Source organism: Pseudomonas sp. GL-B-26 (assembly GCF_019947405.1).
GTDB lineage: Bacteria > Pseudomonadota > Gammaproteobacteria > Pseudomonadales > Pseudomonadaceae > Aquipseudomonas.
This window is the reverse complement of the sequence record NZ_JAGYGJ010000082.1, coordinates 1-12452: the sequence shown is the minus strand read 5'-3', so window position 1 is coordinate 12452 and position 12452 is coordinate 1. Positions and strand designations below refer to the sequence as shown.

Here is a 12452-nt window from a genome sequence, read left to right as displayed (position 1 = left end):
GGGTTGGGTCAGTGCCGGGGAGGTCAAAGTGGTCATGCCCGGCGGTACGGCGCCGATTTTGCTGGAGGAATTAGAGGGGGAATTGAGTCAGGTCAGGCTATTCGGTACGGCTCGATTGATGGATTGAATTCAAAATTGCCTTCGCGAGCAAGCCCGCTCCCACAGGGGATTTGCGGACGACACAGATCCAATGTGGGAGCGGGCTTGCTCGCGAAGAGGCCCGCATAATCAGCGAGAATTTAGGGCTGAACCGCCCATTCGACCACCGGCATCTGCCGCTTCATCAACACCTTGCCATCGCGCACCGAATACAGCGGCAGGCCCTGGCTGCGGATCACCTCGTAATCGCTGTCCGCCGACAGAATCAGCAAATTCGCCGGCCGCCCGCGTTCCAGTCCATAACGATCACCCAGGTTCATGGCCTTGGCGCTGTTGTCGGTGACCAGGTCCAGTGCGCTTTGCAGGTTGCGGTAACCGAGCATGTGGCAGATGTGCAGGCCGGCTTCGAGCACCCGCAAGATATTGCCGTTGCCTAGCGGGTACCACGGGTCGACGATCGAGTCCTGACCGAAACACACATTCATTCCCGCTTCCAGCAGCTCATTCACACGGGTCACGCCACGGCGTTTCGGAAAGTTGTCGAAGCGCCCTTGCAGGTGAATGCTTTCGGTGGGGCAGGAGACAAAACTGATCCCCGAATGCCCGAGCAGGCGAAACAGTTTGGCGCAGTAAGCGTTGTCGTAAGAGCCCATGGCCGTGGTGTGGCTGGCGGTCACTCGCGAGCCCATGTCGCGGCTGCGGGCTTCTTCGGCCAGCACCTCCAGAAAGCGTGAGTGTGGGTCGTCGGTTTCATCGCAATGCACGTCCACCAGGCAACCGGTGCGCTCGGCCAGGTCCATCAGGAATTTCACTGAGCTCACGCCTTGATCGCGGGTGTACTCGAAATGCGGAATGCCGCCGACCACATTGGCACCCATGCGGATCGCTTCTTCCATCAGCTCGCGACCGTTGCGGTACGACTCGATGCCTTCCTGCGGGAACGCAACGATCTGCATGTCGATCAGGTGACGGCTTTCCTCGCGCACTTCGAGCATCGCCTTGAGCGCGGTGAGCTGCGGGTCGGTGACGTCGACGTGGGTGCGCACGTGCTGGATGCCGTGGGCGGCGAGGGTCTGGATGGTTTTCTTGGCGCGGGTCTTGGTGTCCTCTTCGGTGATGGTCACCTTGCGCTCGCCCCAGCACTCGATGCCTTCGAACAGGGTGCCGCTCATGTTCCAGCGCGGTTCGCCGGCGGTGAGCGTGGCGTCGAGGTGAATGTGCGGCTCAACGAAGGGCGGCACCACCAGGTTGCCGCCGGCGTCCAGATCATCGGGACCCAGGGTCGGCGCTTCGGTCTGTCGGGCGATGTTGCTGATCAGGCCGTTTTCCAGGTGCAACTCATGCAGGCCATCTTGGTTGCGCAGGCGGGCGTTGATGATGTGCATCAGGCGAATCCTTTTATAGATCTTGTAATGGGGCGTTGGCAGTACGGGCACCCAGCACGCCGGTCAGTAACACATACGTTAGCGCGGCAGCGGCAATCCCTACCAGTGGCGCGACCCACGGTGAACTGAACGCAGCAACGGTACCGACCGCGTAGGCGCCCAGGCCAGACCAATTGAACGCTGGCAATCGAGCATCGGCCAGACGTGGATATTGACCACGATAGCGGTAGAAGAAGTCCGCCATGATCACGCCGCCAATCGGTGGAATCACAGTGCCCAGCAGAATCAGGTAGGGCACCAGCATGTCGTACATGCCGAGCAGCGCCAGCAACGTGCCGATCACCGCGCCCGCCAGGGTTACGGTCTTGCGCCGGCCGGTGCGCAGCAGGTTGCAACCGGCGACAGCGAAGTTGTAGATGGTGTTGTCCTGGGTGCTCCAGATATTGAGCAGCAACATCGCCATCGCCGCCATGGCGAAGCCTTGCAACAGCAACACTTCGACCACGTCCGGTTGCTGGTAAACGATGGCACCGTAAGCACCGATCAACACCATCAGGCCGTTGCCGATGAAGAAACCGATCAGGCTCGCCAGCACCGCGACGCGCGCTGAGCGGGAGAAACGCGTCCAGTTGGTCGCCTGGGTTGCGCCACTGACAAAGGTGCCAAACACCAGGGTAATGGCGGTCGACCAATCCAGTGTCCCCGTCGGGACTACCGCGAGCAAACCGTCGAGCCCGCCGACCTTCACCGTGGCCACCCACATCGACAGCATCAGCAGCAACATCATCGCCGGTACGGCGATGTACGAAAGAATCTCCAGGCCGCGATAGCCGACATACGCGGTCGCGCAAAACACCAGGCCGAACAGCACCATCAGCCCGAGAACGGTGCCCTCGCTCAATTCGAAATACTTGCCCAACACCACGGCTGCAGTGGCCGTGCCCCAGGCGTACCAGCCGATCTGGGTAAAGCCGAGGATCAGGTCGCTGAGCTTGCTGCCCACTTCACCGAAGCAGAACCGACCCATTAATACCGAGTTGAGTCCGCTCTTGAAGGCGATGTAGCCAAGGCCCGCGGCGTAGATCCCGAGCAGCAGATTGCCGACGACAATCACCGCCATCATCTCGCCGAAACTGAACGCCACACCCAGCTTGCCGCCGGCAAACATGGTCGCGGTAAAAAAGGTGAAACCCAGCAGCACCATGGCCGTGGAGGCCAGGCCTTTGCGGGCATGCATCGGGACTTCGCTGAGGGGGTAATCGTTGCCGGGATCGTTCTGCGTCATGGGGCGTTCCTTGCTGAATGAGTGACGCGGGGGCATGTTGCAGTGGTCGTGCCAATGGCAGGAGACGTAGTTATTTATAGCCGAGCCGACGGGTTTGGCGCGGGGAGGGCGCGAAAGAGGTGCACCTGAAGGAATAGGTGTCCCCTGTGGGAGCGGGCTTGCTCGCGAAGGCGGTGTGTCAGTCAATACAAGTGTCTACTGACCCACCGCCTTCGCGAGCAAGTCGGATCGCCGCACCGCCGCTCCCACATTTGATCTGGTTTCTTCAGGGGGATTTGTGTTGCGGCAGAAACCGCAGGAGCGCCGCGACAATCGCTTCCGGCGCATCTTCCTGAACCAGATGCCCGGCATTCGGAATCGCCTGAAAACGCGACCCCGGAATCATCTGATGCAATGCCTGCCCGCGCTCAATGGGAATCCACTGATCGTCTTCCCCCCACAGAATCTGCACCGGACAACGAATCGTCGGGTACAGCCCTTCGGCCTCACGGGTATAACGCTCGTCCATCTGCGCAATCTGCCGATAGAACGCCGCTTGCCCCGGATCGCCGAGCCATGGCTGCACGTAAGGCGCGAGTTCGTCGTCCGGGATTTCGCGCTTGATCGCCCCGCGAATATAGGTCGGCACGATCGCTTGCTGAATGTAATCGGGCAGGCCACTGAATGCCGCCTCATGCTGACGCACATGCTGCACAAACGGCGAACCCCAGGGCGTCAGCGCCACGGGATCAATCAGCGTCAGGCTGCGGTAGTCCTTGCCGTTCAGCAGGTGAGCACGCAGAGCGGTGGCGCCGCCGAAGTCGTGAGCAACCACGTCTGGTCGCTCCAGACCCCAGTGATCCAGCAAGTGAGCCAACAGGTCGTTCTGCACACCCAGTGACACATCGCCGTCGACTTTCTCCGATAGCCCATAACCCAACAGATCAAAGTAATGCACCCGATGGGTGGTGATGAAGTGCGGCGCAATCCGGTGCCACACGTAAGAAGAGAAGGGCGTGCCATGCACGAACACCAGTGGTGGACCGTCGCCCCGTACGGCGTAGCGAACGGAGCGCCCGTTGAAGCGATAGGTCTGAGGCAGCGGCCAGTCAGTCATTGGGGGTGTCCTCTTGGCGTGGGGGAGCCAAAAAGCATAGGCAAAAAAAAACAGCCATTGAAGGCTGTTTTTACATTCACTGACGAAACGCATTACCCCACAAAGGGATTTTTATCGACCTTTAGATCGGCTTACTCGCCGTGATAGATGCAACCGCTGGTGCAGGTCTCGTGGATGCGGATCGCGCTGAGTTCCGGCAGCAGAGGCTTCAATTCATTCCAGATGAATTTGGCCAGGACTTCACTGGTCGGGTTTTCCAGACCGGGAATGTCGTTCAGGTAGTTATGGTCCAGGCGCTCATAGAGCGGCTTGAAGATCGCCTTGATTTCCGAGAAATCACGGATCCAGCCCGTGTGCGGATCGAGGTCGCCGCTCAGGTGGATCGCCACTTTGAACGAGTGACCGTGCAGGCGGCCGCACTTGTGGCCGTCCGGCACGTGGGGCAGGCGGTGGGCGGATTCGAAGGTAAATTCTTTGAAGATTTCCACAGTGATTTCAGCTCTGTCAGGTGGCGATCGCCGCGGCGATGTGGGCAGGCGGCGAGTTTAACAGTTTGCGTTTGGCGTTGCGGGAAAACACTGACTAAAGGGTCAGCAAGCGCTCCCCGAGGCGACCGCTGGCAGCCAGCTCGAGGAACTCATCGCCCATGCGACGGCTTTCATCCATCGTCGTGCGCCAGTATTTCTGCCGGCTCGGGGCATCGCCCATGAAGCGTTTGAAGTCGTTGCGGTCCGGGAGTTTGCCGTAGGGCAGGCGCGCCAGGTAATCCTTCGATGGCGCCAGTAACAGGACATCCTGCAACCGCGCAGGACACGCGCGGCGCCACGGCAGGGTTTTGTCGAACCAGCCGGGAATCACCCGGTCGGTGAAATGCGGATAGAGCACGATGTCGTTGCCGCTGTAGGGCAGGTCGAGGTGATAGTCCAGCAGACCGCCATCGCGAAACGTCCCGGCACCGGCACCCGGCAGGTCACGCACGCCTTCCATCACCATCGGGATCGAGCCCGATGCGAGCAAGGCCTGGCGCAGGTTGCCGGCATTCAGCGCAACGAAGCGCGAGGGGAAATCGTTGAGTGCATTGACCGGCGGTGCCAGACGCGGATCGTGAATGATCAGCCGCTCGAAATGCCGCGACAGCCGTGCCCGGCCGCGCAGGTTGTCGGCGATCACCGATGACAGGCCCAGCCCCAGTCGGCCGCGATGATCGTCCGCCAGCAGGCCGTGGCTTTTGACCACCATGATGTTCAGTCGGTAATGAGCGTTGTCCAGAATCGAAGCATCGCGGCCGTCGAGCAGGTCATCGAGCATGCGCCGGGAGCTTTGGCTGACCTGCGCCATGGTTACGCCCTTGGCGAAGTTCTGCTCGGTATAGAGGTGACCGAGGCGGCGGATACCTTCGGCGGCATCCGGCAGGCAAGCGCTGGCGAAGCGCCAGGCCCCAACTGACGCACCGATCAACGAGCGCTCCCGCGGCGTCGCCGGCAGCCATTCACCGAACAACGCCAGGTCCAGACCTTGAATCCCCAACGCCTTGGGACCACCGGCGGCACCCGGCAGCGTACCGACATCGGCGGCGCTCAAACCGTTTTCACGGATGTGCGCCAAGGCGCGAGGGCCGGCCTTGAGCGTCAGGGAGGGGAACTTGATGTGGATTGCGGTCATACCGGTCTCGAATGCAGGCAAGCGGGGGATTATGTGGGAGCGGGCTTGCTCGCGAAAGCGTTGTATCAGTCGGTATTAATGCTGGCTGACACACCGCCTTCGCGAGCAAGCCCGCTCCCACAGGTGATGTCGTGTCGCCATCTACAATGATGGCAATTCAGTTTCAATTAAGTTCGCCCCGTTAAGGTGCACTCCGTCGGCAACACATAAAAAATACGGAGACACCCCATGAAAACCCTGACTGCCCTGTTCACCGCGTCCATCATCGGCATGACCGCCAGCCTCGCCCACGCTCGCGACCTCGGTCCAGACGAAGCCCTGAGACTGCGCGACGCTGGTACCATCGTGTCTTTCGAGAAGCTCAACGCCACCGCTCTGGCCAAACACCCTGGTTCTACCGTCACCGAAACCGAGCTGGAAGAAGAGTACGGCAAGTACATCTATCAGGTGGAATTGAGCGATCCTCAGGGCATTGAGTGGGACCTGGAATTGGACGCTGTCAGCGGGCAGATTCTCAAGGATCATCAGGATACGTAATGAAGGTGTTTTCTTTTTCACAGCGGTGCACGAGAGGTCGAATGGCTCTGGCGCTTCTGGCTTTTTGCTCGGTGGTCATGGCCCGCGACCTGGATCAGGACGAAGCCCTGCGCCTGCGTCAACAGGGCGTGATCCTGCCGCTGGAGCAGCTGTTGCAGCAGGCGCTGGACCGCTACCCCGGCGCCAAATTGCTGGAAGCCGAGCTTGAAGAGAAACACGACGTCTACGTTTATGAAGTCGAGTTGCTGACCGCCGAAGGCGTGGTCCGCGAACTGGACCTCGACGCCACCACCGGCCAGTTACTGAAAGACAAGGAAGATTGATCGATGCGTTTGCTTCTGGTGGAAGACCATGTGCCGCTGGCCGACGAACTGATGGCCGGCCTCAACCGTCAGGGTTACGCCGTGGACTGGCTGGCCGACGGTCGCGACGCGGTGTATCAGGGCAGCAGCGAGCCTTATGACCTGATCATCCTCGACCTCGGCCTGCCGGGTTTGCCAGGGCTCGAGGTGTTGACGCAATGGCGGGCCGCTGGCCTGTCCACGCCAGTGCTGATCCTCACCGCCCGTGATTCCTGGGCCGAACGGATCGAAGGCCTCAAGGCCGGTGCCGACGATTACCTGACCAAACCCTTCCACCCCGAAGAGCTGCACTTGCGCGTCCAGGCGCTGTTGCGCCGTTCCCATGGGCATGCCAACCAGCCGACGCTCAAGGCTGCCGGACTGCATCTGGACGAAGGCCGTCAATGCGTGACCCGCGACGGCGCCGACATCCAGCTCACCGCCGCTGAATTCCGCCTGCTGCGTTATTTCATGCTGCACCCCGAGCAGATTCTGTCCAAAAGCCACCTCGCCGAACACCTCTACGACGGTGAAACCGAGCGCGACTCCAACGTGCTCGAAGTCCACGTCAACCACCTGCGGCGCAAACTCGGGCGCAGCGTCATCGAAACCCGTCGCGGCCAGGGTTACCTGTTCGGCGGGCAAGCCCAGTGAGGTCGATCCAGCGCCGCTTGAGCCTGGGTTTGATCAGCGTGATGGTGATCGTCGGCCTGGTACTGGCGCAGACCAGCCTGTGGCTGTTCGAAATGGGTTTGCAGCGCTACCTCGAAGCCGGGCTGCGCGACGACAGCGAAAACCTGCTGGTGGCGCTGGTGCGTGGGCCGCAGGGTTTGCAGCTGGATGAGCGCCACCTGTCGCCGGCCTATCAGCGACCGTTTTCCGGGCATTACTTCCGCATCGATTTTGCCGACAGCCATTGGCGCTCCCGTTCGCTATGGGATCAGGAACTGCCGCGCCTCGACCATGCCGGCCTGCACAGCAATCTGCAATTGGGGCCGGAAGGCCAGCAATTGCTGGTGCTGCGTTCGGACTATCGGCGCCTGGGCCAATCGATTTCCATCAGCGTGGCCCAGGATTACACGCCGGTGCGCGAGAGTTTCCAGCGCATGCGTCAAGTCGGATTGGGCCTTGGGCTGACGGGATTGCTGCTGATTCTGCTGCTGCAACGGATCACCGTGCGCCGCGCTTTGCGCCCGCTGGAAAAGGCGCGGGAGCAGATCGCCCAGTTGCAGCAGGGCCAGCGCTCGCAACTCGATGATCAGGTGCCGGTAGAGCTTGAACCGTTGGTGGCGCAGATCAACCATTTGCTGGCGCACACCGAAGACAGCCTCAAGCGTTCGCGCAATGCGCTGGGCAACCTCGGCCACGCCTTGAAAACCCCGATGGCGGTGTTGTTGAGCCTGGCCTCAAGCGAGAAGCTCGATGCGCATCCAGAACTGCGCAAGGTCATTAAGGCGCAGCTGGAACAGGTCCAGCAACGACTCAATCGCGAACTCAATCGTGCACGGTTATCCGGCGATGCGTTGCCGGGGGCGTTGTTTGATTGCGATGCTGAATTGCCTGGGTTGCTGGCGACGTTGAACATGATTCATGGTGAGCATCTTGATCTCAGCTACCGTGCACCGGCCGGTTTGCAACTGCCTTGGGATCGCGAGGACTTGCTCGAACTGCTCGGTAACCTGCTGGACAACGCCTGCAAGTGGGCGGATGCCGAAGTTCGGTTGAGCGTGGTCGAGACGGCCGAAGGGTTTGAGTTAAGCGTGGAAGACGATGGGCCGGGGATTCCGGAAAACCAGCGCGATCAGGTGTTCAGCCGGGGGACCAGGCTTGATGAACAGACGGATGGGCATGGGTTGGGATTGGGGATTGTGCGGGACATCGTCGATACGTGGGGCGGGGTGTTGCGGTTGGAGGAGAGTGAGTGGGGTGGGTTGAAGGTGGTTGTTGAGCTACCTCGGCGTTGAGGCTGAAAGCCACCCCTCACCCCAACCCTCTCCCCACGGGGGAGAGGGGGAAAGGGAGCAGATCTTCAAGCTTTTCAAAATTTAAGTTCGACTCGATATTTCAGGTCGATGTAGCTCCAAGAACAACTCGGTCAGTCCCCTCTACCTTTGGGAGAGGGTTAGGGTGAGGGCTTCTCAGACCCGAAACTGATCCATCAAACTCTGCTGCTGATTCGCCAGGCTATTGAGTGACTGACTCACCCGCGCCGACTCATTCGCCTGCCCCGACAGCGACTCCGTCACATCCCGAATCGTCGCCACGTTGTTGTTGATCTCCTCGGCCACGGCGCTTTGCTCTTCCGCGGCACTGGCGATCTGCAAGTTCATGTCGCTGATCACCGTCACCGCTTCACCAATCTGGCGCAGCGCCGTCACCGCCTGACCCACCTGTTCGACGCTGCCCTGAGCCTGACGATGGCTGTTGTTCATCGAGCCGACCACGTCCTGAGTGCCACTCTGCAATTGCTCGATCACCAGGCGGGTTTCTTCGACAGACTCCTGGGTCCGGCGTGCCAGGTTGCGCACTTCATCGGCCACCACGGCAAAACCGCGTCCGGCCTCACCGGCACGAGCGGCCTCGATGGCGGCGTTAAGCGCCAGCAGGTTGGTCTGTTCGGCGATGGCCCGGATCACTTCCAGCACCGAACCGATCTTCTCGCTGTTGGCCGCCAGGCCTTCGACTTGAACCATCGCCGCGCTCATGTCAGCGGCGAGGTTGTCGATGCTGGTGGTGGTGCGGTCGATCACGGTCAAACCGCGGCGGGTGGCCTGATCCGCATCCCGCGCTGCCTGTGCCGCTTGCGCTGCACTGCGAGCGACGTCTTGAGCGGTGGCGCTCATCTCGTGGGACGCGGTAGCGACCTGATCCACCTGACGGTATTGCTGCTCCATGCCGGCGCTGGTCTGGGTGGCGATGGCAGATGACTGATCCGCCGTGCTGCGCGCGTCCTGCACCGAGCGTTTGACCTCGGCGATGATCGGTTGCAGCTTGTCGAGGAAGCGGTTGAACCAGCCGGCCAATTGGCCGAGTTCGTCCTGCTTGTCGTAGGCCAGGCGGCGGGTCAGATCGCCTTCGCCGCTGGCAATGTCTTCGAGCATATGCGCCACACCCAGGATCGGCCGGGTCACGCTGCGGGCCATCAGCCACACCAGCAACAGGCCAACCAACGCGGCCAGCACACCCAGGCCGAGTTCGACCAGGGTGCCGGCGGTGTTGCTTTCATCGAGTTGTTTTTTCAGCGCTTCGGCGGGGCCGACCAGGACTTTCTCTGGCACATCGAGCAACACGCCCCAGGACTTGCCACCGGGAATCGGCTGGAACGGCGACAGCACTTTGAGCTGTTGATTGTTGTGCAGGCTTGCGGTCTTGCTGCTGGCGGCGAGCATGCGGATCAGCTCGGCACCGTTGGCCTTGTCCACGGTGTCCAGGCGCTGGCTGAGCTTGCTGGCGTCCGGGCTGTAACCGGCCAGCAAACCGACCGGGCTGATGATGCTGACGTTGGTCTGGCCGTCATAGAGCTTCTTGCTCGCGCCCTGGCTGACGGCTTGCAGGCTATTGAGGTTGATGTCCACCGACAGCGAAGCGATGACCTTGCCGTTGACCATCAGCGGGAAAACGATGCTGGTCATCAGCACGTTCTGGCCGTCGATCACATAGAAGTAGGGTTCGATCACGCAGGGCTTGAGGGTCGTGCGCGGGCAGGTGAACCAGGCGTTGGCCGGTTCGCCGCTAGGGCCGGTGCTGGTGTCGGCCATGTCGCTTTCCGGTAGCGCCATCGACGTTACCTTGCCCGGAGTCGGTTGCGACCAGTACAGGGCGAAACGGCCCTTGTCGTTGCTGCCCAGCTCGGCCTGGCCGGCGAACAGATCGTCCTTGCCGTCTAGCGCATTGGCTTCGAACACCAGCGACAGGCCGAGCAGTTCCGGGTTGGCTTGCAGGGCCGATTTGACCTGACGCGTCAGGTCTTCACGCAGGTCAAAGGCATCAAGGAAGCGCTTCTCGGCCTGATCGCGCAGGAACAGCACCTGGCGCGAAAAGCCGTGGCCATATTGATAGGCGTCCATGAACTGCTGGCGAATCCCCAGGGCCTGGTTTTCACCCTGGGATTCGATTCGGGCCTGGGCCGCTTCGGTGAGCATCTCCATGCTGGATGCTTTCACCATCTCGGAGCTGTGCTCCATGCGATACAGCGAAAGACCCACCAGTAGGGTCACGATGCCGGCCAGGCATAGCCCGGCCAACAGGGTGATTTTCCATTGAATGGAAAGTTGTCTGAGCGACATGGAGACGTCCTTTGTTCGATAAATATCTGAGACTTTGCACTGTAACGGCCGCTAATCTGCTTTCTTTATCCTCTCAATTAAATAAGCCATCACACGAAACCTGTAGCAGCTGGCGAAGCCTGCGTTCGGCTGCGCAGCAGTCGTCAAACCTGCGCATACGGTACTTCTGGCACAACCCGTCGCCTGAATTCACGGCTGCTTCGCAGCCGAACGCAGGCTGCGCCGGCTGCTACAAGGGATCGTGATCGCTTTGACAAGGCGTTGATGCTGCGGCACAGTGCGCGCCCTCTAATAAAACCCTCTCATTCAATCCGCTGGCGGCTCTTTGCAGACTGCCGGCCGGACTCTTTCCGTTTGCCTTGAGGTACCGATGATTAATGCTGTAATTGCCGCGGTCGGCGTCATGCTGATCCTCAGCCTGTCCCGCGTGCACGTAGTAATCGCGCTGATCGTGGGCGCCCTGGTGGGTGGTTTGACCGGTGGCCTGGGCATCGACGCGACTCTCAAAGCCTTCAACAGCGGCCTCGGGGGTGGCGCGACGGTCGCGTTGTCCTACGCATTGCTCGGCGCTTTCGCCGTGGCCATTGCCAAGTCCGGCCTGGCACACGCCCTGGCCGACAAAGCCTTGCTGATGGTCGACCGCCAGCACGCCAGCGGTGGCCGTCAGGTCAAATGGCTGTTGATCGGTTTGCTGTGGGTGGTGGCCATCGCTTCGCAGAACATTCTGCCGATACATATCGCCTTTATTCCGCTGCTGGTGCCGCCGCTTTTATATGTGCTGACCAAGCTGCAACTGGATCGCCGACTGATTGCCTGCGTCATGACCTTCGGCCTGATTACGCCGTACATGTTCCTGCCCGTGGGCTTCGGCAATATCTTCCTTAATGAAATCCTGTTGGCCAACGTCGCCCGTAGCGGTGTGGACATCAGCGGCATCAACGTCACCCATGCCATGGGGATTCCGGCGTTGGGCATGGTCGTCGGGCTCGCGGCAGCGTTTATCAGCTACCGCAAGAAGCGCGTCTACGATCTGGAAAAGATCGAGCAGGTCGAACAGGTCGCGGTGCAGTACAACCCGCTGAGCCTGATGGTCGCCGGTCTGGCCATCGCGGTGGCGTTCATCATTCAGCTGTTGCTGGATTCGATGATCATCGGTGCGTTGGCAGGCTTTCTGATTTTTTCGGTGTCGGGGATCGTGAAGTGGCGTGAAACCGACGATCTGTTCACCGAAGGCATGAAGATGATGGCGATGATCGGTTTCATCATGATCGCTGCCTCGGGTTTCGCCGAAGTGATGAAAGCCACCGGTGAGGTGCAGACACTGGTCGAAGCCTCGGCCTCGTGGATCGGCCACAGCAAAGGCATTGGCGCGTTGTTGATGTTGCTGGTCGGACTCTTGGTGACCATGGGCATCGGTTCGTCGTTTTCCACGGTGCCGATACTCGCCGCGATTTTTGTGCCGTTGTGCGTACAGTTGGGTTTCAGCCCGATCGCGATCGTGTGCATCGTCGGGACTGCCGGTGCGCTGGGCGATGCCGGTTCACCGGCGTCGGACTCGACCCTCGGCCCGACCTCGGGCCTGAACATCGACGGCCAGCATCACCACATCTGGGACACCGTGGTCCCGACCTTCCTGCACTACAACCTCCCGTTGCTGGCGTTCGGCTGGGCGGCGGCGATGGTCCTTTAAACACATTTCCCCTGTGGGAGCGGGCTTGCTCGCGAAGGCGGTGGGTCAGTCACGTCAATGCTGGATGTGCC

General features: G+C 60.8%; 10 protein-coding genes and 3 pseudogenes. 6 read left to right on the top strand and 7 right to left on the bottom strand.

Going from position 1 to position 12452, the window contains the following annotated elements:
• Positions 1 to 127, top strand: a pseudogene (locus KGB23_RS29650) (diaminopimelate epimerase); the annotation flags it as partial.
• A 112-nt stretch (positions 128 to 239) separates the two neighbouring features.
• On the opposite strand, the gene codA reads toward KGB23_RS29650, so the two are convergent.
• The 5 genes from codA to KGB23_RS29625 form a co-directional block, all read right to left on the bottom strand.
• Positions 240 to 1484, bottom strand: coding sequence for a cytosine deaminase (gene codA, locus KGB23_RS29645; RefSeq protein WP_223433645.1), 1245 nt, complete (start codon positions 1482 to 1484; stop codon positions 240 to 242).
• Positions 1485 to 1497: 13 nt separating this feature from the next.
• The gene (gene codB / locus KGB23_RS29640; RefSeq protein ID WP_223433644.1) at positions 1498 to 2769 is read right to left on the bottom strand and encodes a cytosine permease; all 1272 of its coding nucleotides are present in this window, start codon (positions 2767 to 2769) and stop codon (positions 1498 to 1500) included.
• Positions 2770 to 3034: 265 nt separating this feature from the next.
• On the bottom strand, positions 3035 to 3865 hold the full coding sequence (locus tag KGB23_RS29635) for an alpha/beta fold hydrolase (protein WP_223433643.1): 831 nt from the start codon (positions 3863 to 3865) through the stop codon (positions 3035 to 3037).
• Positions 3866 to 3996: 131 nt separating this feature from the next.
• Positions 3997 to 4353 carry a 6-carboxytetrahydropterin synthase QueD gene (gene queD, locus KGB23_RS29630; RefSeq protein ID WP_223433642.1) on the bottom strand — a complete coding sequence of 119 codons (357 nt, stop codon included), beginning with the start codon at positions 4351 to 4353 and terminating at the stop codon, positions 3997 to 3999.
• Positions 4354 to 4447: 94 nt separating this feature from the next.
• On the bottom strand, positions 4448 to 5527 hold the full coding sequence (locus KGB23_RS29625; RefSeq protein ID WP_223433641.1) for a patatin-like phospholipase family protein: 1080 nt from the start codon (positions 5525 to 5527) through the stop codon (positions 4448 to 4450).
• 228 nt (positions 5528 to 5755) lie between these two features.
• On the opposite strand from KGB23_RS29625, the gene KGB23_RS29620 reads away from it, so the two are divergent.
• Genes KGB23_RS29620 through KGB23_RS29605 form a run of 4 tightly spaced genes read left to right on the top strand, consistent with a single transcriptional unit; the run spans position 5756 to position 8369 of the window.
• The gene (locus KGB23_RS29620) at positions 5756 to 6064 is read left to right on the top strand and encodes a PepSY domain-containing protein (protein ID WP_223433640.1); all 309 of its coding nucleotides are present in this window, start codon (positions 5756 to 5758) and stop codon (positions 6062 to 6064) included.
• Positions 6064 to 6387, top strand: a complete 324-nt coding sequence (locus KGB23_RS29615; RefSeq protein WP_223433639.1) for a PepSY domain-containing protein — start codon at positions 6064 to 6066, stop codon at positions 6385 to 6387. The genes KGB23_RS29620 and KGB23_RS29615 overlap by 1 nt, the downstream gene beginning before the upstream one ends.
• 3 nt (positions 6388 to 6390) lie before the next feature.
• The gene (locus KGB23_RS29610) at positions 6391 to 7059 is read left to right on the top strand and encodes a response regulator transcription factor (RefSeq protein WP_102616735.1); all 669 of its coding nucleotides are present in this window, start codon (positions 6391 to 6393) and stop codon (positions 7057 to 7059) included.
• The gene (locus KGB23_RS29605) at positions 7056 to 8369 is read left to right on the top strand and encodes a sensor histidine kinase (protein WP_223433638.1); all 1314 of its coding nucleotides are present in this window, start codon (positions 7056 to 7058) and stop codon (positions 8367 to 8369) included. Before KGB23_RS29610 ends, KGB23_RS29605 begins: the two co-directional genes overlap by 4 nt.
• A 174-nt stretch (positions 8370 to 8543) precedes the next feature.
• On the opposite strand, the pseudogene KGB23_RS30550 reads toward KGB23_RS29605, so the two are convergent.
• Together KGB23_RS30550 and KGB23_RS30545 are read right to left on the bottom strand one after the other, a co-directional pair.
• Positions 8544 to 9056, bottom strand: a pseudogene (locus KGB23_RS30550) (methyl-accepting chemotaxis protein); the annotation flags it as partial.
• A 345-nt stretch (positions 9057 to 9401) separates the two neighbouring features.
• Positions 9402 to 10472 (bottom strand): annotated as a pseudogene (locus tag KGB23_RS30545) (HAMP domain-containing protein); the annotation flags it as partial.
• 592 nt (positions 10473 to 11064) lie between these two features.
• Between KGB23_RS30545 and KGB23_RS29595 the strand changes: the two are divergent.
• Positions 11065 to 12381 carry a Na+/H+ antiporter family protein gene (locus KGB23_RS29595; RefSeq protein WP_223433646.1) on the top strand — a complete coding sequence of 439 codons (1317 nt, stop codon included), beginning with the start codon at positions 11065 to 11067 and terminating at the stop codon, positions 12379 to 12381.
• The last annotated feature ends 71 nt before the right edge of the window (positions 12382 to 12452 follow it).

What these genes read in the sequence shown, in the direction of transcription:
- codA (WP_223433645.1), bottom strand. Translation starts at nt 1,484, where the DNA reads ATGCACATCATCAACGCCCGCCTGCGCAACCAAGATGGCCTGCATGAG.
- codB (WP_223433644.1), bottom strand. Translation starts at nt 2,769, where the DNA reads ATGACGCAGAACGATCCCGGCAACGATTACCCCCTCAGCGAAGTCCCG.
- KGB23_RS29635 (WP_223433643.1), bottom strand. Translation starts at nt 3,865, where the DNA reads ATGACTGACTGGCCGCTGCCTCAGACCTATCGCTTCAACGGGCGCTCC.
- KGB23_RS29625 (WP_223433641.1), bottom strand. Translation starts at nt 5,527, where the DNA reads ATGACCGCAATCCACATCAAGTTCCCCTCCCTGACGCTCAAGGCCGGC.
- KGB23_RS29620 (WP_223433640.1), top strand. Translation starts at nt 5,756, where the DNA reads ATGAAAACCCTGACTGCCCTGTTCACCGCGTCCATCATCGGCATGACC.
- KGB23_RS29615 (WP_223433639.1), top strand. Translation starts at nt 6,064, where the DNA reads ATGAAGGTGTTTTCTTTTTCACAGCGGTGCACGAGAGGTCGAATGGCT.
- KGB23_RS29610 (WP_102616735.1), top strand. Translation starts at nt 6,391, where the DNA reads ATGCGTTTGCTTCTGGTGGAAGACCATGTGCCGCTGGCCGACGAACTG.